Annotated in this window: 17 protein-coding genes, 1 other RNA gene and 1 pseudogene; 10 read left to right on the top strand and 9 right to left on the bottom strand. The window is 38.7% G+C overall.

Features of this window, described 5'->3' with window-relative positions:
- Both O7C57_RS07320 and O7C57_RS07315 read right to left on the bottom strand, forming a co-directional pair.
- Window positions 1-294 carry an RnfH family protein gene (locus tag O7C57_RS07320; protein WP_163861004.1) on the bottom strand — a complete coding sequence of 98 codons (294 nt, stop codon included), beginning with the start codon at window positions 292-294 and terminating at the stop codon, window positions 1-3.
- Window positions 287-721 carry a type II toxin-antitoxin system RatA family toxin gene (locus O7C57_RS07315; RefSeq protein ID WP_154624286.1) on the bottom strand — a complete coding sequence of 145 codons (435 nt, stop codon included), beginning with the start codon at window positions 719-721 and terminating at the stop codon, window positions 287-289. Before O7C57_RS07315 ends, O7C57_RS07320 begins: the two co-directional genes overlap by 8 nt.
- A 154-nt stretch (window positions 722-875) precedes the next feature.
- Here O7C57_RS07315 and smpB point away from each other — a divergent pair, with 154 nt between their 5' ends.
- From smpB to O7C57_RS07300, 3 genes are all read left to right on the top strand, one after another.
- A complete protein-coding gene (smpB, locus tag O7C57_RS07310; protein WP_154624285.1) occupies window positions 876-1358 on the top strand; it encodes an SsrA-binding protein SmpB in 483 nt (160 codons plus the stop codon).
- Window positions 1359-1406: 48 nt separating this feature from the next.
- Window positions 1407-1770, top strand: a transfer-messenger RNA (tmRNA) gene (gene ssrA, locus O7C57_RS07305).
- A gap of 82 nt (window positions 1771-1852) precedes the next feature.
- Window positions 1853-3541 carry a site-specific integrase gene (locus O7C57_RS07300; RefSeq protein WP_060555580.1) on the top strand — a complete coding sequence of 563 codons (1689 nt, stop codon included), beginning with the start codon at window positions 1853-1855 and terminating at the stop codon, window positions 3539-3541.
- A gap of 338 nt (window positions 3542-3879) precedes the next feature.
- Here O7C57_RS07300 and O7C57_RS07295 read toward each other — a convergent pair whose 3' ends face one another.
- The 3 genes from O7C57_RS07295 to O7C57_RS07285 form a co-directional block, all read right to left on the bottom strand.
- Window positions 3880-6546 (bottom strand): DUF927 domain-containing protein, encoded by a 2667-nt coding sequence (locus O7C57_RS07295; protein ID WP_269723827.1) that lies wholly within the window; start codon window positions 6544-6546, stop codon window positions 3880-3882.
- 75 nt (window positions 6547-6621) lie between these two features.
- On the bottom strand, window positions 6622-6873 hold the full coding sequence (locus O7C57_RS07290) for a hypothetical protein (RefSeq protein WP_269723826.1): 252 nt from the start codon (window positions 6871-6873) through the stop codon (window positions 6622-6624).
- A 92-nt stretch (window positions 6874-6965) separates the two neighbouring features.
- Window positions 6966-7856, bottom strand: a complete 891-nt coding sequence (locus tag O7C57_RS07285; RefSeq protein ID WP_269723825.1) for a hypothetical protein — start codon at window positions 7854-7856, stop codon at window positions 6966-6968.
- Between the two features lie 131 nt (window positions 7857-7987).
- Between O7C57_RS07285 and radC the strand changes: the two genes are divergently transcribed.
- Window positions 7988-8419 carry a RadC family protein gene (gene radC / locus O7C57_RS07280; RefSeq protein WP_269723824.1) on the top strand — a complete coding sequence of 144 codons (432 nt, stop codon included), beginning with the start codon at window positions 7988-7990 and terminating at the stop codon, window positions 8417-8419.
- Window positions 8420-8475: 56 nt separating this feature from the next.
- On the opposite strand, the gene O7C57_RS07275 is transcribed toward radC, so the two are convergent.
- Window positions 8476-8637: a hypothetical protein gene (locus tag O7C57_RS07275; protein WP_259695255.1), complete on the bottom strand. Its 162-nt coding sequence runs from the start codon at window positions 8635-8637 to the stop codon at window positions 8476-8478.
- 32 nt (window positions 8638-8669) lie between these two features.
- On the opposite strand from O7C57_RS07275, the gene O7C57_RS07270 reads away from it, so the two are divergent.
- The 4 genes from O7C57_RS07270 (at window position 8670) to O7C57_RS07255 (ending at window position 10872) form a co-directional block, all read left to right on the top strand.
- The gene (locus O7C57_RS07270) at window positions 8670-9230 is read left to right on the top strand and encodes a recombinase family protein (RefSeq protein ID WP_129466152.1); all 561 of its coding nucleotides are present in this window, start codon (window positions 8670-8672) and stop codon (window positions 9228-9230) included.
- Window positions 9231-9240: 10 nt separating this feature from the next.
- Window positions 9241-9636, top strand: coding sequence for a hypothetical protein (locus O7C57_RS07265; RefSeq protein WP_129466153.1), 396 nt, complete (start codon window positions 9241-9243; stop codon window positions 9634-9636).
- Window positions 9637-9641: 5 nt separating this feature from the next.
- A complete protein-coding gene (locus tag O7C57_RS07260) occupies window positions 9642-10394 on the top strand; it encodes a glycine zipper domain-containing protein (RefSeq protein WP_269723823.1) in 753 nt (250 codons plus the stop codon).
- Between the two features lie 97 nt (window positions 10395-10491).
- Entirely contained in the window at window positions 10492-10872 is a 381-nt protein-coding gene (locus O7C57_RS07255; RefSeq protein ID WP_112843664.1) for a hypothetical protein, read from the top strand.
- Window positions 10873-10995: 123 nt separating this feature from the next.
- Here O7C57_RS07255 and O7C57_RS07250 read toward each other — a convergent pair whose 3' ends face one another.
- Window positions 10996-12738 carry a hypothetical protein gene (locus O7C57_RS07250; protein ID WP_112843663.1) on the bottom strand — a complete coding sequence of 581 codons (1743 nt, stop codon included), beginning with the start codon at window positions 12736-12738 and terminating at the stop codon, window positions 10996-10998.
- A 51-nt stretch (window positions 12739-12789) separates the two neighbouring features.
- A complete protein-coding gene (locus O7C57_RS07245; protein ID WP_112843662.1) occupies window positions 12790-13863 on the bottom strand; it encodes a DUF4297 domain-containing protein in 1074 nt (357 codons plus the stop codon).
- Window positions 13864-14255: 392 nt separating this feature from the next.
- Here O7C57_RS07245 and O7C57_RS07240 point away from each other — a divergent pair, with 392 nt between their 5' ends.
- Complete coding sequence (locus tag O7C57_RS07240) at window positions 14256-15683, top strand: SEFIR domain-containing protein (protein WP_269723822.1); 1428 nt, start codon at window positions 14256-14258, stop codon at window positions 15681-15683.
- Between the two features lie 354 nt (window positions 15684-16037).
- A pseudogene (locus O7C57_RS07235) lies at window positions 16038-17279 on the top strand (integrase).
- A 510-nt stretch (window positions 17280-17789) separates the two neighbouring features.
- Here the strand turns inward: O7C57_RS07235 and O7C57_RS07230 are convergent.
- Entirely contained in the window at window positions 17790-23936 is a 6147-nt protein-coding gene (locus tag O7C57_RS07230) for a hypothetical protein (RefSeq protein WP_269723821.1), read from the bottom strand.
- Between the last annotated feature and the right edge of the window lie 73 nt (window positions 23937-24009).

Here is a 24009-nt window from a genome sequence, read left to right as displayed (position 1 = left end):
CTATTTTTTGTTATCTTTCGATTTTTCAGCTCTTTTACGGCGTAACTCTTTAGGGTCAGCAATCAGTGGCCGATAAATTTCAACACGGTCCCCGTCTTTCAATGTATCGCTTAGCTTTACCGGGCGACTATAGATACCAACTTTATTTTTTTTCAGGTCAATATCTGCTCGTAGTGCAAGAATACCTGAAGCAATAATCGCATCTTCAACCGTTGCCCCTTCAGCGACATTGACCGACAGTAGATATTGCTTCTCAGGTAAAGCATAAGTGACTTCAACGTTTAACTCAGACACTATAAACATCCTTTGCTCTGAGCGTGAATGCCTGAACCATGTTATTCGCTAATTCTTTAAAGATTTTGCCAAAAGCAAGTTCAATCAGCTTATTCGTAAACTCAAAATCAAGGTGAAATTCAATCTTACACGCATCCGAGCTTAACGGTATAAAACGCCATCCCCCTGTTAGCTTTCGAAAAGGCCCTTCAACCAATTGCATGTGGATACCTTTATTATCCTCTAACACATTTTTGGTTATGAACGTTTTACTAATACCTGCTTTTGAAACCTCTACAGAGGCCGTCATCTCATCATCACTATGACTAATCACCCGACTACCAACACATCCAGGCAAAAAACTTGGATATGCAATAACATCATTAACAAGTTTATACATTTGTTCTGCGCTAAATGGCACTAACGCAGAGCGACTAATCTGTGGCATATCAATTCCTATCCCCAAAAACTGCACATATAATACCACTATTGATTGGTTAAACAAAAAACAAAACGCCTTAAGCACAATAATTGCACAATCGGCACATTTTTAAACGTAGAAAGATTTATTTAACTTCAGCTTACAGTATAATGAACAAACTATGACAAAGAAAAAAGCTTATAAACCTGGTTCGGCAACTATTGCCTTGAACAAACGTGCTCGCCACGAATATTCTATCGAAGAAGAGTTCGAGGCTGGCCTGTCCTTACAAGGTTGGGAAGTAAAATCACTACGTGCTGGCAAAGCTAACATTGGTGATAGCTATGTCTTACTCAGAGATGGTGAAGCTTATTTATTTGGTGCAAATATCACACCACTGAATGTAGCATCATCTCACGTTGTCTGTGATCCGACACGTAGCAGGAAGTTGTTACTAAACCAACGAGAATTAGATACCCTTTATGGTCGTGTTAACCGTGAAGGCTATACGGTCATCGCCCTTTCCCTTTATTGGAAAAATGCTTGGTGCAAAGTCAAAATTGGCGTAGCAAAAGGTAAAAAGGCGCATGACAAACGTTCTGATATTAAAGAACGTGAGTGGCAATTAGATAAAGCACGTATAATGAAACATTCTAATCGCTAAGTTCTAGCTTTTTAGAGTATTTTTCTGTTATACTGCGTTCAACAACTTGGGGCTGATTCTGGATTCGACGGGATTTGCGAAACCCAAGGTGCATGCCGAGGGGCGGTTGGCCTCGATAAAAGCCGCAAAAAAATAGTCGCAAACGACGAAAACTACGCACTAGCAGCTTAATAACCTGCATAGAGCCCTCTCTCCCTAGCCTCCGCTCTTAGGACGGGGATCAAGAGAGGTCAAACCTAAAAGAGATCGCGTGGATGCCTTGCCTGGGGTTGAAGCGTTAAATTTAATCAGGATAGTTTGTTAGTGGCGTGTCTGTCCGCAGCTGGCAAATGAATTTAAAGACTAGACTAAGCATGTAGTACCGAGGATGTAGAAATTTCGGACGCGGGTTCAACTCCCGCCAGCTCCACCACTATCTAACGACCTGATTCTTAACAAGTTTCAGGTCGTTTTTCTTTCTATCATGTCGAAATTGTGCCGCAGGAATGTACCGCATGACGACATTAAAACTCCCCCACTACCTTTACCAACGTGCTAATACGTGGTGGTTTCGTAAAACCATCCCGACTGTAAACGCTCGCCATGACATCCGGCTGAGCCTCAAAACAAAGCAACTGCATGCAGCCCGATCATTAGCCTTAATCCTCAATAGTCAATATAATCACTGGAAAGCCCAATATTCAGGAAGCCCGAAAATGACCAAGGAACACATTGCCTTTTTTCAGCAGCAACTCAAGTTATTAGTCAACAGATGGTGGCAGCGTGAAATGGATGATTTTCATGGCAACCTTGATAAGGGAATTGATGAGCTCAATGATTTACAGCACGTCGCAACGGGGCTTATTGAGTTTCATCACAAGCGTATTATTAAAAAAGAGTATCGAGATAATGCCAAAAACCAGAGAATAGCTGCCACGTTATTAGATGAAATCCAAGAGCAACAATCGGATATCACCTCTAACTTAACCGAACAAGACTATCAGCAACTGGCTCTTATGGTTGACCAAGCGTCTTTGCAGCACTATCAACGACTCAATACGTATTTATCAAACCCAACACCAGACTGGTTAAACGCACCCACAACCTTTGAGGTTGAATCAATCATTGATGATAAACCACGTTACCCCCTATCTAAACTGATTAGCGAATATCAAGAAGAAAGCCAGCAAAAAGGACACAGTCAAAAGACCCAAAATAAGTATGCTCAATGCCTCGCCTTAGCAATTAGCTACTTTGGTGATGTGCTTGTTGATACGATCACACCCGAGCAAGGCAGACATTTTCGAGAGTGCTTAAAGACATTTCCTCTTGGGATTAAAACAAAAGAGATGCTGGCACAGCCACTGAGTGAAATCATAAAAAAACATCCACGTACTCAAATCATATCGGTGGAAACGGCGAATTCACACCTACAAAAAGTGTCCCAGTTTTTTGATTGGATAGTGTCCTTAGGGTATTTAACCTACAATCCTATCCCTCAAGAGCCGCTTCCGGCTCCACGGGTTAACCATAAAGACGATAGAGCCGTCATAACTGACGAGGAAGCTATACAAGTTTTTCAGCATCCCCTGTTTACGATGCATCAAGGCGTCAAAACCAAAAAGATACAGCAGCCTTACCATTTTTGGTTACCGCTATTGTGTTTATTTACGGGTATGCGCCCCGGTGAAGCTTGCCAGTTATTCACTAATGACATTGAAAAGGTGAATGACATTTGGTGTATTCGTGTGGATAACCGATATGAAAAACAGCGGTTGAAAACACCAAATGCCAAACGCTACATCCCAATCCATCAACAACTTATTGATTTAGGCTTCTTGGTATTTGTGAACGATAAGGCAGGTCAAGATAGCCAAAACACTCGCCTATTCCCTGAAATTATGCTCATCCAAGATTCTTTCGCCACCAAGCCCGGAGAATGGTTCAACCGTAATTTACGAGACCGTCGATCTCTCCCCGAGCACGTTACACTCTACAGTTTTCGTCATTACTTTAGGGATAAGCTGCTCGCACTGCATCCGTCTGATGAATATTTGAATAAGATTATGGGACATCAAACCAGTTCTTACGGTAAAGCCTTACCAAAGGAACAACAAGCTATGCATGAACTGGTTAATAAGCTCGATTTTTCTGCCATTATTGTTCAGGTAAAGCCTTATGAAACGTTGGATATCTTCCACTAATAGTGGGTAATGACTCAATAGTCTACTTACGAAATCGAGATTGCGGGTGTTGCGGGTTGCAGTGGGAGTGTAACGTTACATTTTAAGAGAACGTAACTAGGGATCCCCGTGATATCAACGTGTATCGCTGTTACGACTGTTACGTCATAAAAATACGTATCTGAACGAAAATTAGAACAGGCTAAAAGTTAATCTAAAGGTTATTTCTATTATTACGTATTTAGTTGCGTTACACGCGTAACAACGATACAAGCCGACATTGAAGCACTTTTTGTTACATCCCGCTGGTGGTGTAACGTAACAAGGAGAGGTAACCCTCCCCTTGTTAACTTTCATGATTAAACTGTATAGCTTTCCAGTACCTCACTCTCCTCATCGCTTTGGCCTAAGTGTGTCCCTGATACAACATAGGGCTGTTGTTCTTCCGCCTGTCCAGCATCAAATATTCGCCCGGAAATTGGGTACACGCGGTGAGAATCACCACCCCGCAACCGCTTAGTTACGGATGACTTTTGAGGTAAAAATCCTAATTTAACCAATATGTTGGCAACACTTTTATGGTCGAGTCCCTGACAAATATCGTTTCTAAACGATTCAGGGAAAACCCAAAAGTCATTCCCATCTTTACAACCCCAGACTGGTCCGTTCGTATTTTGGCCAAATCGAGAGTCTCCCCATTTGAGTAATCGGCCTCTAACAACTTCAAGTGCTTGGTTAGATTCGTGTGAGCCTTCGCCTCTTTCTAACAGCCATGCATCAAAACAGGTTTTTACCCCACGAAAAGCCTCGCCCTCTTCCCAGCCAGTAATGTTTGCCGCCAATTCTCCCGCTGCCGCAACGAGAGCAAACCGATTTGCAGCGCGTTTTATCTGTCCATCCGCATTATCGGGTACATATTGTAAAAACGCTGTCATCAGCTCCCTTAGCTTTATCGAGTACTCAACCTTATTACCCGCTAACGCCTTCAAGAACGCTCTGGAAGCGACACCGTGGTACTGCTTGCTATTGCTATTTAACATTTCGGCAAAACTTGCCGCATCAGAAAAACCATGAAGTTCTTCAAAAAGACCTAACCCTTTTCCAGCATCCGCTGGAATGTCAATAAAGCGAACTTCTTGCCCCGCTTTGACCATTTTTCCCGCTTGGCTCATTAAATTAGACAAGGATACTTCACCCGCTGAAACAAAAATGAGTCTCCATGTTTTCAGCGATGCCGCCCCACCGGAACGGTTTGCACGTTGCTTGCTTGACCCATTAGCCACCATATACACGGTCTGAGCTGCTTCACTTGGGTTTTCATCTGCCATCTGACCTAATTCATCAATGACAAGCGTTGCATCATTATGAGCATATGCGACACTCTCAAGCCCATTGGACGTTGCACGCCATGTCACCAATTTATCCGCTGGCCCCCACACTGATTTACACAGACGTAAGGCCGTTGTTTTTCCTCGGCTACTTTCACTTCGAATATGAAAGCCACCCGATTCTAATGCATGGTCTAAATCCAATAATGGTCCCGCAAAAGCAGCAGCTACCATCAAAATTAATCGGCTGTTACCTTGGCAATAAGCTGCTACATTACGCTGCCATTCTTCTAGCGTCCCCAATTGTTCATAGCCTGCCGGAGCGCCATACATAGACTGATAAACAACGCGTTCAGAGCTCGCCCCAATAGCTTCATTCGGTAAAACAAATACTTCACCATACCAGCCCGTTTGAGATACATTGCGGGCACGTTCTACTGGTTGAACAGTTGAAATAAAACTTAGTAACGCTTTGTATTCACTCGGGTTGAAATGCAAGCCTCTAGACGCTAAAGGCTCCAGTATTATTGATGGGTCTTTAACAAGAGCAGCCCGTGGCAAAGCAAACATATGCTCATGACTGTCTAAATCGGCAAACTTGAAAACGATCCCCCACTCTTCGTTCGATTTATCACGTGACAACGCTTGCGGATACAATGCAGAACAAATTTGTGCGTCATACGTTCCTTTATCCGTAGTTCGTTTTTGATACAACCACCCATTATTGAAAAAATAATCAGCTGGTATCCCCATTCGAGCCAGAGAAATAGCAGGGCACAACTGACGTTTAAGCTCATCAATCCCTTCTAAAACAGCTAAATCATTGGCATCTGTCGGTTGTGTTGATTCATCTTGAAACTGAGGTATAAAACACGAACAATCATGTGACTTTGCCGCTTTTTCCGCAGCTTCAACCCCCGCATTTCGCTCTTTATACTTATCATTATCAGCAATAATCACAATCGGTACATTTGTTTTACTTCGCACAGCTTTGACTACTTCAGGCAAATTACCGCAATCAATCGCCATAATGCAGGTATACCCTGTCGCCTCATAACAGGATGCCGCTGTCGCAAATCCTTCGGTTATCAATATGGTGCTGCTATCACCTTCAATCACATAGCAAGCCCCTTTTTTGCCACAATCTTTATAAAAGCGTTTAGTACCATCAGGCCAAATACGTTGAGCCGTAATGAAACTACCTTGATACTCACTCAATGGAATAACCAATTGATTACCATTGACTAATATACCGTGCGCCTCCACTTTTTTTCGCAACAAATAAGGATGATTATTTGAAGCTAAAGGGAACCTTTGAATATGTTCGCTTAATTCTGCTCTGTTTTCTTCAAATTGAGTTTGTCGAGCCGTTTCCTTGGCTTCTTTCAACTGGGTATATTCACCAATTTTTATATTTTGCTGTTCTACTGATACTGAACTTAACCCATCACTACGCCAAGTTACCTCACCTAAATCCTCATGAAAACTTTTTGCCATTAACCAATGAATTTTGCCATTTTCATCGGCTAATGTTTTTATATAACCACTAGTTTCTCCTTCTTTGTCATGTATATCTTTAAAACGAGGATAGTCGACCTCGATATCTTTTATTTCAGCATCCTCAGCTGCAAGTTGATGTTCTTTAGCTAACTGTAATCCCGAATCGAATGCATATTGATTGTGTTCATCAATAGTCATATTTAACTCCAATGAGTGTTTAAGATAAAAGTTTGATGAGCCTCACTCATTTGAATGAGGCAATTGATTAATGAATTAATAGTTTTTTATAGAAAACTCTTCAAGGTCACCATAATCATCAAATATAAGTTTGAGGAAATAATGACCATCACAAGTGAAAAATTTATAGTCATTGGATTCAGGGCAGTACTCGACGAAACCATCTTCTACGTAAAGAATATCTTCGAGAAGTTCAGGTATGTATTCGAGGCGAGCTTCTTCACTACTGATTTCTCTAAATAGCGCGATTTTAGTGCGAAGGTTTAAGTTATTTAATTGATTATTCATATTATCTCCTATGATAGTTAGACCCACTCTTGGCGAGCTGGGTCATATCATAAGAAATAAATTACAAAATTAATCCTCCCCCTAAAAGCCTCTCACAAGCCCCCCTTGATTTCTTTTAAGGGAAATGTGACAGTAAAAGGTTTTAACTTGTATTTCCAATAAACAGTACGAGCACCTATGAGCGTTTGACAATCGTTCAATGCTTTTAGGCGTTTTATTGCGTCATCTGCATTAAAAGGCCATAGGTCCTTTCTGCTTATTATTATTGAATTTAAATATTTGACATAATCATTCAATTTCGCCTTATGGTTATCATTGAGCAAATTATCATTATCGAACTTAATTGTAGAGTTTATATTTTCTTTAATGAATAACTCTTTTAAATTATCTGGATGCACTGAGACTCCATCTATAATATAACTTTCTCTTTTATATATATCACCATTAAGTTTAAATTTAAAACAAAGCTCATCAGACAATTCATCATAGAGTGTTCCTTTTTTACTGTTTTTATATTTTTTTAATTTTTCCCTTGGATAACCCAAGGTATACATTGTAGAAACCCTTGTTAGCAAGTAATGATAAATGTAATCATTTATTGTCTCTTTTTTATTCCCTTGCTTTCTATAAACTACATTTAGAAAAAAAGAATCCTGAAACGACTGAAATTCATCACCTTTTTTTAATTGATTATCTATAGCCTCATATAAATAACGTCTAATATTAGGGGGCAATTCCATATTCATTTTTAACATAGAGGATATAAAGCGCAACAACATTTCCGCAGTTCCTTTTGGGACTCTTTTGTTTTTTTCATACTTTAAATAAGGTATTTCTGGAATTTCATCTTTATTTTTAGCTTGTAGCTTACTAAAGCTATCTTTCTGGCTTATATACTTCTTATTTTTTACCATTGACATAACTAAATTATGTAAATGCTCATAGTCAACTAAATCTTTATTGTTTTTATTTTTATCCATCATGTTAATCCCTCTAGTTATTAAAGTCTGAATGTAACAGTTAGAATGTAAAGCAAATCATTCAATATGAATACATAAAATAATACGCTAATTAAAAGGTATAAGAAAATAGAACAATAAATTAGGAGATTGTTATGCAACAAAAAATCAACGAGGTTAGAGAATACCTATCTATGCAGCTATACCATACCGAACAACTAACATCCCCTCGAGATACTTATGACTTCCTCGCTGTTCAACTAGGTGATAAAGAACAAGAAGTGTTTTCAGTAATCTATCTGAATGCTCAAAACCAAGTTATACAGTACGTAGAGATGTTTAACGGTACAGTCAATCACACTAATGTCTATCCTAGAGAGATTGCGAAATTAGCCTTAAAACTCAACGCCGCCAACATTATCTGTGCCCATAACCACCCTTCTGGTACGGTAACTCCATCAAAAAGTGATATTAAAGTTACCGATAAGTTGAAAACAGTCATGCAGTTGTTCGACATAACACTGCTTGACCACATTATTGTGGCTGGTGGAGAAACAATGTCATTTGCTGAAAAAGGTCTGCTATGAAAGGGATTATCCTAACGGCATTAATAAAAGGACTTATTACGTTTGCCTTTCATCTACTAAAGGTTGTATCGGCGGCATACAACTAAACCTAACTTAAATTTCATTATCACCCCTACCAATAAGCATGCTTTAAAGTCATGCCACCAGCCAAACCATTCAATAAGTGACGAAACCATACCAAAAGGTCTCTTTTCTGATTTGGCGTGGTTTTTCATCATACCATGCCCTATTGGTAGGTAAGGAGGATTTCGTGGCAATTGTCGGCTACGCTCGTGTATCAACCCGAGGTCAAAGCCTCGATTCTCAACTTAATGCATTACACGATTGTGACAAGATATTTAAAGAAATCATCAGTGGGGCAAAAGATAATCGCCCAGAGCTAGTTGCCCTACTCGATTACGTTCGTGAAGGTGACACAGTTAAAGTGACAAAACTTGATCGGCTTGCTCGCAATACAAAGCATTTACTAGAAATATCCGCTTACTTAGAAACAAAAAAAGTACGGTTATTGATTATGAATATAGGTATAGATACAGATACCCCGACAGGTAAGCTAATGCTTACAATGATAGGTGCTATTGCAACATTTGAACGTGAAATCATGTTAGAACGCCAAGCAGAAGGAATTGCACTAGCTAAACAACTAGGTCGGTATACAGGGCGAAAAGCAACCGCTAGAGCCAAAACAGCGGAAGTTTTGGAGCTACTAGCCCAAGGCGCAACCAAACCTGCTATTTCAAAACAACTTGATATCAGTATTACCAGCATCTATCGCATCGTTAAAAGTAACTCAAATAGACTTTCATTATAAGGAAATTATCATGGCGTTTTATACAATGACAAACTTTGCAGGCCGCATCTCTTTCATGAAAGATGGTCAGTATGTAGGTTCAGCAATGCCAAACGTATTCGGTGGTTATAACCTCTCAGGAGCAACTGGAGAGTCTCTAGGCCACACTAGCACCTTAGGTGACACTGAAATGTTTCACGGCGATATGGGTCAACTAGAGGGCTTTGCGAGACCCAACATCTTTGGTGGCGTTGACTACTTAAGTTCGACGGGGTCATTTCAAGCCATGTCTATACCCGATTTTCAAGGGATGACACTGCATGATATTGCTGAGGGTTCATCTGAGCATATCTCAATGATTGGTGATAACCTCACTGACGAACACGTTGATGGGTTGTCCAGTTTCTTTCATAAATTTCTGGGGTAGTTGGTATGGACGACTTTCAACGCATTGAAGCTACTGCATTAACCATCATGATAATGCAAGCTACCGAATTCATAGAAAAAGAAGATGATACTGACAGTCTTGTCGATATACCCTACACACTGTGCAAATCACTTTGTGAAGCGAACAATTCGGAGCTTTATACCCACTTAAAGCTAACTGATAAGCAAAGAGCAAAAAGCATCAGTGCAGTTACAGCTATGCTAGCGGATAACGATAATTGGTTAAGTCAAGCGGCTCATCTCTATAATCTATTTTCAAACCCTTTGGGTAAAACCATTCGAGATACCATCACTAAACAATATGATGAGAATCCACTGGTTAGAAAGATCACACGCTTATACCGTGGATTCGGCCTTGATTTAGTGCTTGGCGTCTGTGATGAACTCATTAACCAAGGTGTACCACCTAACAAGTTATTAGCCGACTTTTCCGATTATCAACTCGCCAACCTTCCTTGTGAAAACTTTGATGAAGTCGTGCAAGTTAACGTCGATATTGGTGTTGTATCAGGTCAAATTGACAGCAAGGAAGCTAAGTATGGTGAATTGGCGGGTAACGTAGGTGGATTTGTTGTAGGAGCCAAAGCAGGTGCAATCATTGGTTCATTCATCCTCCCCGGTGTTGGCACAATCGTTGGTGGAGGAATTGGCGCTGCCGCAGGCAAAGTATTTGGTAAACGCATGGGTAATCTTGCTGGCCAAGGCTTTACTGAAACTAGAGAGGCAAAATCCAAATAACAACCATCAAATATGGCGGTTAGCAAAATAATCATAGGCACCCTAGCCGCTCCGACTGACTATCAAAATCAACAAATGCTACCCTTAAGAGGTCAATATGTACGCATCATTATATCTGTCATTTATGCTCGGCTCTGTTGCTATGGGAACCAACCCTGTAGGCACATACAATGATATGGAAACATGTAAGCAAGCTCAAAGTCAACTAACCGTTGCAGGCACAAAAGGCATGTCCATAAAATCTGCATGTAGAGAAACACCGATGTACTATCCATCGGGGCCTTACCTCAGCGGTGTACTGGCTGGAGGAAAAGGCACTCAAGCTGGTAAAACCCCGCCGTATTCAGAACTTCACGTATTTGAAGATGATGAATATGAAACTTGTGTAGGTGCTATAAAAGAAATGGCTAAAAATATGGAAAATGAACCCGCAATGCATGCCGTGTTTTTCTGCGTACCAATACAAAAGAAAGTGTGATTAATATAGCAAGTCCATTATATTTCGGACTTGCTATCATTAAACGATCAAACTTATTGCAAAAACAGTTAATATGACATACTCACTTCAATAACAATTTATAGATAGAATCGAGTTGAATAATTATTCTCTAACAATTTTTATATTAGAAAGAATAACCTTTTCATACTCTTCTCGAAGAGGTTTATAGAATTCTCTTTGCAACAATTTATTATCGTCAAGCTCTATAATATGAGCACTCTTTTTATATGTAGATAGAGTTTCATTATCATCCATTGCACAAAGAATTACTTGATAACTATCAGAAATATTATCAGTAACAACATCAATAATTTGTTCATATCGATGTTTAGCTTGTTCTTGTTGATTAGGAGTATCTATAACAAAAGGGGCGATCTGACAATTATTAGCATACTCAATTTGTCTAAGAACAGCTAGCTGATATGCTAATATTCCTCGAGTTCCTTCCGCTGCCCCCCCACCAAGAATTTTTTTATAATTCATTGGGGATTTTACACCATTTAAATTTACCCCTGTTGCAGCTAAGCTAATAATATTTTCACTTAAATTACCGATAAATAGTTCATTTAATTCATCTTTATCTTTCTTTTTAAGAAGTTTTCGCTGTTCTTTCTTTATGTCACTTTGGTTTTCTTTAGCTTTTTTAGATTGAAGAATAAATGTTTCTTTCTTTTGAAGAACATTACTATTTACTTTTTTTTGTGACAGTGCGTATAAAGCACTTTCAAAAACTTGCTGTTCATCAGTACTATTTTCTAGAAGATCTTCTTTTAAGTATTTCTCATTAATCCTATCTATTTCAAAAGTAAGGTAATTTATTTCTTTTGACAAACTATCTCGTTGCCTATACTTTTCTTTGAGGATATTTTCAATACTATTTGCTTGTTGTTGTAGGCTTTCCTTATCTGCCAATAGTCCAGCTCGACTAAGTAATGAATTGTCATGTTCAACACCACATAACGGGCATTCTAGAGAATTCAATGGCACATTTTCTACAGCAAAAGTATAGTCTTCTTCAAGTTCAACTACAGATGCTCTAACAATATAATATTGTTGCTCTAACTCATGAATTTCATTTGCTAAAATAGATTGACTATTGAATAGAGATGTTTGACGATTCGAAAACTCTATGAGATCTTTTTCTATTTCTGCTTGAATAGATTCTAATTCCGCATGTGTAATAGCAACTGGAAGCTCTGGAGTTATTTCTTTAAGAACATTCATTGTTTCTTCAATTCGTTCAACTTGATGAATTGCTGCTTTATCTATTTCTTTTTGTTCGAATATATCCTCTTCAAGTTGGAAATGAGCAACTGATAAATAGCCACAAATGTATTTTATAAGACTCGTTCTAAAGTTACTATATTGCTGTAACTTTTCGAATCCATTCCAAGGTTCATCCCAACTTTTCTTTTGGTCAATATAAAATGGTAAAAAGTAAAACGCTGGTGGTGGGCATTCTAAATTACCATCTTTGCTTGCTAACAATAAATCGAAACCAACTTCTTTTGCAAAATCTTTAGAAAATTGCCCTGTTATTTTAGAATAATGCTGCAATAAAGAGTTTTTTAGTCCAAAATAGATCCCATCTGAATAACGGCTCACAATATACTCTTGCTGGTTTATCTTAAAATATAAGATAGCCTTAACATCGTGAGACTTCCATTCTTCATCAAATTTTGGGTCACAACCAATAGTCCAAAATAAGCATTTTACTAAAGTAGACTTACCTATACTATTGTCTTTTCCTGTAACGAGATTGAGCCGCTTCGGAAACGTGTACTGATTCGCCAATTTTTTCGAATCTGACAATAGAACTAGACGTTGAAATTGCAAGCCTTTCATTTTTTCGTTTCCTAAGATTTCTAATCAATAATTTGTAATTTTTTTGCATTATTAAGCCGTTAAAAAACTGTATATAACTTCTAGAAGTAATTCCTCAGGGTCGTTTACTTTACTAAGTAAGCCATCATCAATAGCCTGTTGGTGCAAAGCATCTACATATGAGGAATCATCAGCATAGACATCTTCAGAGATTTTGCTATGCGACCTTTTAAATGAGTTTGTAATTTCAATATCTAGGGCGCTCATAAAACCAGCTCTCCGTAATGCTAGCAAAGTAAGTTTGCTTTTAAATTGGCGTTTCTGCTTCGAACGCCAACCTAGGTCATTAGCTAAATCATCAAAAGCACTTTTTAAATCATCAACACTAGGATGCCGTGAATATTGAACTATCACATTCTGAACGTCCGAAGATGTAAGTGATTTTTTATCAATAAGTCTTGCCCAATCTTTATAGTCATACTCTACACGACCAATACGCCCCATTTCATCAACAATAGAGCGATATATATTCACTGGATTACATAATGCTCCAGGGAATAATGCATCAACAAGACGAGCAAAATGAGCTAATACATAATCTTCTTGATTTTCTAGTTGTATCTCAGGAACAATAAACTGTAAATGTTCTGGTAATACCTCAATTCCTAGTTCATCTCTTATATTTTTAGTTAAACTAGCTAAATCATTGTCAGAAAGATCACCTATTTTGATGACATCTAATTTAAGCCCCTCGTCAATACTTAAGCTAAAACCACTTGATGAAACCAACCCAATTTTAACAATTCGGTTCGCATAAGTTGTGTTAACACAAGAACTAAGCAGCTTACCAAGTACTGAGCTTTTAAAGGTATTATTTGCTCCTTTCTTTCTTTTTGTTAGTGATGATGGCGTATACGTAGCCCCTTGATTTTTTACTTGGTAAAATTCAAACTGAGCATTCTCAGGGTCTAAACTACTCGCAATTACTACATCCTCATGATACTCAATAAGTAACGCGTACTCATTCTTACTCTTATGCTTTTTGATAATTTCACAAAGAGCCCAATGAAACTGAAAGTTATATTTCCCAAAAGTACTCGCTCCTGCTGATTCACGCTGCGCTTCTGCAAGTGGATTCTTTGACATATACCTATACCAACTAAACATTATTCCCTATATGAATTAGCATATGACATATAGATAAATTAGGCTATCTAATCAATTCGATTTTCAACGTATTGCTAATGAAGTACGTCACAATTTAAAGATATTCAACTCACATTTAGTATGTTAAGCATTAATGTTTTCTAATTATCCTGCCGTTTATTTTGATCTACTTAACTTTTAACCTATTGAAATTAAAGATTCTTTGATTTCCCCTTAATTGTCCGACACTCAAGACTCAAGATGAAAAACAACATATTGTACATTTATGAGGATATCACAACTATATATAGCATTTTTGATTTTCATTTCATCTCCAAGAAGTTATAATTCAGCCTGAATACTTAACTCTGATTTTCGGAATTGATGAACTTATGGACAACCCTAAATTATTTATTTCGTATAGTTGGTCTAACCCTGACCATGAGCAATTTGTCTTGAATTTAGCTACTGAATTAAGGGAGTCTGGCGTTGAAGCTATTTTAGACAAATGGGATTTAAAAGAAGGCCATGATGCCATTGCATTCATGGAAAAAATGGTTACTGATCCTGAAATACAAAAAGTAATAATCATCAGTGATAAAATGTATGCTGAAAAAGCAAATGGCAGAGCTGGCGGAGTTGGCACAGAGACACAGATCATATCGAGTGAAGTATACCAGCAGCAAGAGCAAAGCAAATTTGTTGCTATTGTTACAGAAAAAGATAGTAGTGGAAAAGCATACTTGCCTGTTTATTACAAATCTCGAATGTATATAGATTTCAGTGAACAAGACAACTATAACGAGGGCTTTGAGCAACTATTACGCTGGATTTATAATAAGCCACTATTTGTTAAGCCTGAAATAGGCAAACGCCCATCATTTCTTGATGATTCTGACAGCATCACTCTTGGAACAACAGCATGTTATAAAAGAGCAGTTACTGCAATTCGTGAAAATAAATCTTTCATGGCTGGTGCTATTGATGAATACCTAACAATGTTTGCCAATAACCTTGAAAATTTTAGAATTACAGAAAAAACTGGCGAGTTTGATGATCAAGTTATCGATAATATAGAAAAGTTCCTACCATTCAGAAATGAGGCTATCTCTCTATTTACAAGTATAGCTCAATATGCTCCAACAGAAGAAAATATTTCAAAACTTCACAATTTCTTTGAGTCATTGATTCCTTATATGTATTCACCACCTAACACTAGTCAATGGTCAGATTGGGATTATGATAACTTCAAATTTATTATTCACGAATTATACTTATATCTCATAGCAATACTTATTAAAAATGAAAGGTTTATATTAGCTAACCAGTTTATTACACAGCAATATTATGTCGGTAATATATCCAGTTTGGGCAGAGATGTAATGGTCGGCTATGATATTTTTCGTGAATATTTAAAATCATTTGAATATAGAAATAGCCGACTAGAACTCAGACGATTATCTCTACGAGCAGACTTATTAGAACAAAGAAACGCTCATACTGATATCGCTTTTAATCATATAATGCAGGCTGATTTTATTTTATACTTAAGATCATCAGTTCTCCATCGTGGTGAATATAGTCGCTGGTATCCTGAAACAATGCTATATCTTAATCGATTCAATCCAACATTAGAAATATTTGTTAGAGCAAGTTCTAAAACTTATTTTAATAAAATTAAATGCCTTATTGGAATAGATAAAGCGTCAGATTTAGCTCCAATAATGGTTGCTGGAAAACAAAGATTACCGCATTGGGAATCTCACTTTACTGATACTGAAACACTAATTGGCTATAAAAAACTTGCAACAGCACCATAGAAAACAGAATTGAGTTCAGCTCCTTAAAAGGGAGTTGAACTGAAAGTAAACCTCAATGCCCACGCTTGTAGCCATAAACTAACTGTGCCACACTATTGTGCCATTAACCTCATCGACATAGATAGAAGAATCAACTAGTTGTATTGGGGAGGAGCTTCAAGCCAGCTCCACCAAATTATCTTCTAAGGACGTCCAAAGAAGACTGAAAAGCCCGCTAACTCAATGAGTTGCGGGCTTTTTTATGTCCTACACTGTCCTATTTTATCCCACCCAAGCTAATTCCTTTAGGCCCATTGATAGGCCCAACGAAAAGAACTAACATCTTTGTTGGGCCTAAACGCATGGAGATTTTTCATGGCAAGAAAAACTAAGCCATTAACCGATACCGAAATCAAAGCAGCTAAACCGTAGGACAAGGACTATCAGCTGTATGATGGTGATGGACTCACACTGCTAATCAAATCTAGCGGAAGCAAGTTATGGCAATTCCGTTACTACCGCCCTTATACAAAACAAAGGACCAAACAAAGTTTTGGGGCCTACCCAGCAGTCACACTTTCCGATGCTAGAAAACTTAGAGCGGAATCTCGCTCATTACTGGCGAAAGATATTGACCCTCAAGAATATCAGAAAGATCAAATAAGAAACTCTCAAGAAGCCAAAACCAATACCTTTCAACTTGTCGCTGAACGTTGGTGGGAAGTGAAGAAGTCCACTGTAACCGAAGATTATGGTAACGATATTTGGCGTTCACTTGAACGAGATGTGTTTCCCGCTATAGGTAATATCAGCGTTACCGATATCAAAGCGCATATATTGGTTCAAGCAATACAACCCGTTCAAGCCAGAGGTGCATTAGAAACTGTTCGTCGCCTTTGTCAACGTATCAACGAAGTGATGATCTATGCTCAAAATACTGGATTAATTGATGCTATTCCAAGTATCAACATTGGCAAAGCTTTTGAAAAACCAAAGAAAAAAAACATGCTAAGTATTCGCCCTGAGCAATTACCGCAGCTCATGCAAACAATGCGTACAGCTAATATTATCTTACCTACCAGATGTTTGTTTATGTGGCAGCTGCTTACCATCTCACGCCCTGCCGAAGCCGCTGAAGCCCGTTGGGACGAAATCAACTTTGAAACCAAGGAATGGAAGATACCGGCTGCTAGAATGAAGATGAACCGTGAGCACACGGTTCCACTATCTGACGCTGCTTTAGCTATTCTAGAGCTAATGAAACCATTAAGTGGTAATCGTGAGTTTATCTTTCCTAGTCGTATCAAGCCTACTCAGCCAATGAACAGCCAAACTGTCAATGCTGCATTAAAACGCGCTGGGTTTGGTGGTGTGCTTGTTTCACACGGCCTTCGCTCAATTGCTAGTACCGCTCTCAATGAGCAAGGCTTCCCACCTGATGTGATTGAAGCCGCCCTCGCCCACGTCGATAAAAACGAAGTGAGACGTGCCTATAACCGCAGTGACTACCTAGAGCAAAGACGCCCCATGATGCAATGGTGGGCTGATTTTATTGAATCGGCTGACAGGGGAAGTATTATAGAAGGCGGGATAAGGGGAATATCGTTAGTTGGGTAACTTATTTGTACCAGCTCAAATTTGAGCTGGTACTGTAACAGCACAGAGTATACACCATCCATCAGCTGAACTTACAGCCAAAAGCGGGCATTAGTTACATTACAACCAATCACATCTTCCTGTATGATTGACAGCAGCTATTTTACTCCATCCTTGCTTCCTCAACACATCAACTTCCTCTTGGTTTATTTCTCCACTTTTATTCTCGGTATAGCTCCTTTTCATTGCCAAGCAAAGGAGATGTGAAGGCCGAGTCATAGCCACGTAATAAAACTTTAATCGCTTTACATCAGAATCAGAAATTTATTTTTGGATTTGTATTTTATTCATGGAAAAAGTATTTTTAAATGATACGATTTATTGAATATATTCGATACCGAAGTTGCGGTATGCGTTTCGCATTTTACAGAATGAATTGAACCTAATATTCACTTTCCGTTCGACATTCTCTAGAGCATAATAGCTACCTCTAGCATATCTCTGCAACAGCGCACAATGATACCAGTTTGACTACCAATTAACTCTCTGTTTGATGAAAGCAATGTTAGGCTCGTATGCATTTCTACCATAACTGCGTATTACTGCATTTACTTTTATCGCTTCGCCAATGACTTCCTTGATTTTTTCAACTGCCTCGTCAGAGGCAATGACAAACCATCCATTAGAACAAATATCATCTATTTTAGGTGGTTGTCGAGAAATAGGACCATCTTTCCAGTAGATACTTTCAACCATTACATCCCCTTTCTCATTGATCCAGCGAAACACTCCTTCATCAGAAACAGACCAACCTAGGAACAAACCAATTGATGGATTTAATGCTAACCACTCAACGCCTCCATGATCGATGTATGTACCTGTACCATAAATTACCAGTGATGGTTCTCTGGTAGCAGTGATTTCAGGGTAATCAATTGCAGACCAATGCATCATATTTGGGAAGAAATCATAAGGTGAAGTAATTTCTACATCATCATTCCATTCAGGATGACAGACTGTAGACATGCGAACCTCCGTCGGTAAATCCCAATCTAACCAACGCCAAGTTGTAAGTTCACCAACAATTTGTTTTCCAGTATCTATACGATCAACAAATTGTGTAATACCTTGTTCAATATTTCCCAACCATTCATCGTGGTTATGAGGTATATCTCGATCTTTTGCTTTCCGTACAACAATACATTCAGGTCTAATAGCGGGCTCAAGCTTCAATAACAATTCATCACTACGTTTGAAAATAGTTCGCAGAAGATCAACTTCTTGAGAAGGTATTCTCCCCGCGTCAAATAATTCACAAACCACATAAGAGAGTGCTAGCTTTGCCATTTTTGGTCTCAGTCGATGATAGGTCAGCTTGAGCCCAATCCCTTCCAGCCAGTTTCTATAAGTTTCCTCAGCTTGCTTATTCCATTCATTCTCTGGAATCAAAGTTTTCATAAACTCACAAACTCTGTAGGCTAAATTCTCAAACGGCACGTTTGACATATTAGCCACAAGCTTCGCTTCGGTTATCAAAGGTCTAAGCAACTCAATTGGGTCATCAATATCAGGAAGTACTTCACCTGGGCGGATAGCTGAAAAAGGAATAGCTTCCTTCCTATTACTTATTTCTGGTAACTCCAATTCGTATATCAAAGATAACGTTGAACGTTCATGTCGAGGTAGGCTACCTTCGATTTCTAGCCTACTAGACAAATCCAAAGCAATCATCCTTACACTAAAGTCTTCTGACGCACATAGTGAAGATATTTCCAGCTCAAATAGAAGAACAAACCCTTTGAAATCGTTTACCAAACTACTTAACAAAGACACTACTTTTACCTGAGTCAACCCAATTTTGTCTATTCTATTAGCTATTTGTTTAAGAATTTCCGGCCAATTTGCTTCAATTTTAACCAAATCAACGATTACCTGATGAGCCATAACCCCTAATTCAGGAGTAGCAACATCAAGCATATTGAATGCAAACTCAACGAGTAAACTAGCATCCTTTTTCTCGCCAATGTCATCTAACAGTGCCAGTGATTTCTCAGCACCTTGTTCAAAAACGTCTAGCTGGTATACATGTTCTTTGATTTCCTTCCAAATGGGCAGAACATCTTTATCCTCAAAGAGGATATCGACAAGTTCTGGTAAGTTCCAAATTAAACTGCTTGGATACCTATATTCACCAATATAATCATCGACTAAACAAGCGAGCGCTTTAGGTCGCCACTGTTTAGCATCAATTTCAACAAGGGCTCTGAAAATCGACAGCCTAGACCCCCCATCCCAATGCAAATCCCAACCTTTAGCATCTGAGTTATCGAATAAACCTTCTAATAAATTTTTCGCTTTATCCACTTCACCATGTGAAGACAATGCACCAGCAATACAAGCAACAACAATATTATCAGGCTTAACTGGCTTTAAGAGCTTATAGAGTTCCTCTAATTGAGCGACATTCATACCTTTTAAAAAAGGTTGTATTAAGTTTATCCAGCGAAAATAATCAACCGACTCCACAGATCGAAGAAGCTGAAAAAGACTTTCAGGAGAATTTACTTTCAGCTGAGCCTCTTCATCTGTAAGTTTTTCCCCAGTATTTAATGTCAGATAAGGTTCATGAGTAACATGCTTTTCTTGGGGGGTAGAAATTGCCATTGATGCATACAAACTATTGTCCAATCCCGCGTCCCTGACGCCAAGTGCTATCCCTTCTAACCATGAGTAACGATTTGAAGGTAATGAATGTGTATTGATAGATGCAATAAGTTCTTCTATCTCATCCTTCACTCCATCATCAGAAGATTGGCAGCACTGATACACTAATTTTTTAGGCAGATCAGAAGGATTGTACTCTTCGAAAGGGATTAGCAACTTCCTGGCCATCACTGATATTTCTTTCAATGGTGGACTAGAGCCATCAAGCATTCCAGACAACAACCCTGTTAGACCCGGAGCATAATCAAGTCCTTTATGATCGAATAACCACCTCAAGAGTTTTAAACCATATCCCGGATTCCAACTTGTGGCCATAGTGATGAGATCAACTCCGGCCTCCTGCGTACCACGACCATTTCCGGACCGTTCCAAGTCCACTAATGCCAAAGAAAATCGACATATTTCATCATAAGCTAAATCAGGATATTGACTGATAAACTTACCTAACCACGATACCCAATGGGAAAATTGCCTATCTTTCCTATGATATATTCCAAACGAACCCATGAAGATTTTTGGTAACAAACTAGCCGCTCGTTCTGACTTACCAATCTTTGACCACATTATAGAAAGTTCGTAGTACTCTGATATTTTGGAGTGTACTTCATCAAGCTCGGGGATCTCTTTTTCGATTTGATCCAGTACGTCAACTAAACCCTCCCTGCCATACCCTTCCTTATATAAAGTGAAAGCAATTTCTCTGCGCCAACTAGTCGGCCAATACCGTCTATCCCAATCTTTTCTAAAAGCATCAGCTAGAGCCAAAATACAATCATGCCCATGTTGAGCAGTAGCGCTTATTGCGAAGTTAAAATAATCAACAGCAGCTGATTTGAACTCATACCACCCAATCCAACTTCTTGTTTGATTATAAGGCTTTCGTAACAATTCAAATGATGGCTTTATTTCTTGAACAATAAAGCTTGGTAGCAATTTATCTCCAGCCCAACCCCGTCCCCAAATACTTGAAAATCTCACTAAAGCACGTTCAAACAAGACGTTTCCTGTATACTCTTCTTTAATTTCATTTGGGACTACCTTAACAGGATCAACCCCTTGGCCCAGAGCTGCTCGTAGTCTATTAAGACGAATTCTATCTGTGAATGGACTTAAGTTCTTCCATTGGCCATGATCTCCATGTTTATAAAGTTTTGGCTGTTCTAAATTTTCAAACAATTCTTTAGTTTTTTCTACACTTCCATTGGCTCTATAATCCAACTCAGCAACTAGCAACTTATCCGAAAAGCCCAAGTCATCATTTTTAGACCAGTCAATTACTGCCTCGAATGCGGCGTCTACCAAAGCCAATGGATATTGGTTAATGCATATGGAAAAACATAAATTTATAACACTATCAAAGATCTCATTTTTTTCTGACAAGAAAGAAAAAAGCTCACCTATTTTTCCTTCGTCTTTTGTTTCATAAATACCATTAACCAACCGTCTAATTAAGCGAGCATGCAGATCTTCATCATTTCCGCTACATGCTCCCACATCATCAACTTCATACTTCGTTTGGTGTATAGTTGAGACAATGTCGCCTAGCGGTATGAAATAATGAGCTACATCAGCCCACCGTTTCAAATCTTCGGTTTCACCATAATGCGGAACAACAGCGTCACCACCCGATAAGTAACTTAGCGGCTCAGCAGATTCAAAGACCCTTTTTGCTTCATTAAAGAATTTGTTCTCAGCAAGAACTTTAGAAAACTTGAGTGCCTCTGAATCACTTACCCTTAGCAGCTCTCCGTCGAATATATAGCTGAGAGCTGAACTCACCCCTTCCGATGAAAATAAGAGATTAAGTACATCAACCTCATTAAGGGCATCTCTTCGCTCTCTAAGCTCGTGTTCAATTAAAAGACATCGCACTAAGGCAAGTGGATCGTTCAGCTCCTTCGCCGACAATAGAACAGCGTCAATATCATCTGTTAAACTCGAAGTATTCCGAAGGTTAAAGAACTGGTCTCTAAAGTAATCTTGAGTTCCTGTATCAATTACAGCTTCCATCTGCCGAGCATTAAAAAGATGATAAACTGTTTCCCATCGCATTGGATCATTATACTTAGACGATTGAATACAGTGCTCAGCTAATACCTTGTGATATTCAACATTCTTTGAGTCATCAAAATTACCAAATAAGTTTCGGCTCGTTTTATCTAAAATAAACTGTCGAAAACTATTATGAAAAAAACGCCAACTTATCTCACTATCCTTCTTGAAATAGTGAGATGCACTTGAAATAAAAGCGCGAATAGTTGAATGATCAGACCATTTCTCAAGTACTTGAGTATTTATTGGCACTCTCAATCTTGACAATAATGCAAGCAAGTCAACAAGCTTCTGATTACTCTCTATTTGTCGCCAATAAACTGAGTAGCTTTGCTCAATATGCCCTTGGTAAAGAGGGAAATCATCAATAGCTTTATCATAATCCCTACCCGATCCGTTAGTAATAAATTGCAGCAAATAAACCAAAGATAGTGGGTGTCCCAATGACTTTTCGAAAATTTTCTTCTTATTATCATCTGTTAGTTCCGAACAACCTGGCCATTTGTTTATGGCTGCATAGACATTTATCCGAGTCAAAGGAGATATGACAATAGTTCGACTTTCATGTCTGACATGCTCCTTTATCGTGTTAGATAGATCGTTCAACTCCAACGTTTGGCTACCTAGAACAAATATTACTCCATCAGGAACGGTATTAGGGGGAGGCAAATCTGACAACAAACTCTGTAGAGGATTTTGCTCTCGCTGAATATGGTCTAACCCATCAACCATGATGACGGTAGTTACGCCATCATTTCTCCATTTATCATGGGCTTGCTGAAGCTGCTCTCCTAACAACGATAGGTATTCTTCTCTTGAGCCTGACTGCCCAGAACTTTCACCACGAAATCCATGATTTTTTAGCGACAAGGTGATGTCATGAAGAAAAGTAGTTGCTTCACCACGCCCTTGATAAGTGCTATCGGGAACATATGCATAATATCTAACTAATTTATATCCTGCTTTATACTTTAAAGTATGAGTAAGCGTTGTTGATTTCCCTGAGCCTGGATTTCCAAGCAATGCGACATAGCCCTGCTTAATTTTTGATAAAACATCAGATATAGCACCAACAGTGTCTTCAATTTCTTGATAGGTTCGGTCGATAGGAAATTCGTGAACAAACTTATGCTTAAACCTATGACTCCACGCTAACCTGTCCAACATATCATCTTTGGATAGCTCAATAATTCGACGTTCACCTCCCGCCATTTTCGTCAGTAGGTTATATATTTTTTCAACATCTTCTTGTTTTCTTGCTTGTCCCTGATTGGCTATAGGGATATCAGTTGGTCGCTTATAGTTGAATTCAAGCTCACAACAACGAATAAAATTCAAAAATTGGTCATCATTAAAATTTGACCGTTTCTGTAGGTCCAACAGTGCCTCTTTCCAACATGCGGCTACTTTATCAAGGCCAATTTCACACCATCTTCTGTCAAACCAGCATTCTTTTAAGAAAGATTGAAAGTGAGCATGTTGAGGGGCTGTATCGCTTAAAGGAATCTTTGCGCTAGGGTTTGAGCTAGGTACTAATTTGTGAAGCAGATGAACTTTTACAGTTCTTTCTTTGTAATTTTTATTTAAGTGTTTCCATCCTTCTGCAAGCTGCCTGAAAAGGCTAAGCTTTTCGTCTCCCTGCTTTGTAGTGCTATCTCTTACAAAGTCTGCATAACTAATTGATTCAACGTATTCCGCCCATTTCACCTGATATGCATCAAGCTTACCAGTAGTCGCTATAAGTATGTCATCCAAGCTTCCTGCATCTGGATCTGCCACTCGAAACCACTCAAGACTTCCATCAAGCAAAGCCTCATATATTAGGCCTGCTGCTATTTCATACTGCGGTACATACCCCAGCATTGCAATACGTTCACCGTCACCTGAATTAGTATTTGACACTCAAATATTCTCCTTAAAAAGACAATGCCACGCTTCCCTTTAGATATATAAAAAATGATAACTTTATGATTCA

Origin of the sequence: Providencia sp. 21OH12SH02B-Prov (assembly GCF_027362595.1) — a bacterium.
Taxonomy (GTDB): Bacteria; Pseudomonadota; Gammaproteobacteria; order Enterobacterales; family Enterobacteriaceae; genus Providencia; species Providencia zhejiangensis.
The sequence above is the reverse complement of the archived record's forward strand: the minus strand, read 5'-3'. Positions and strand labels throughout refer to the sequence as shown.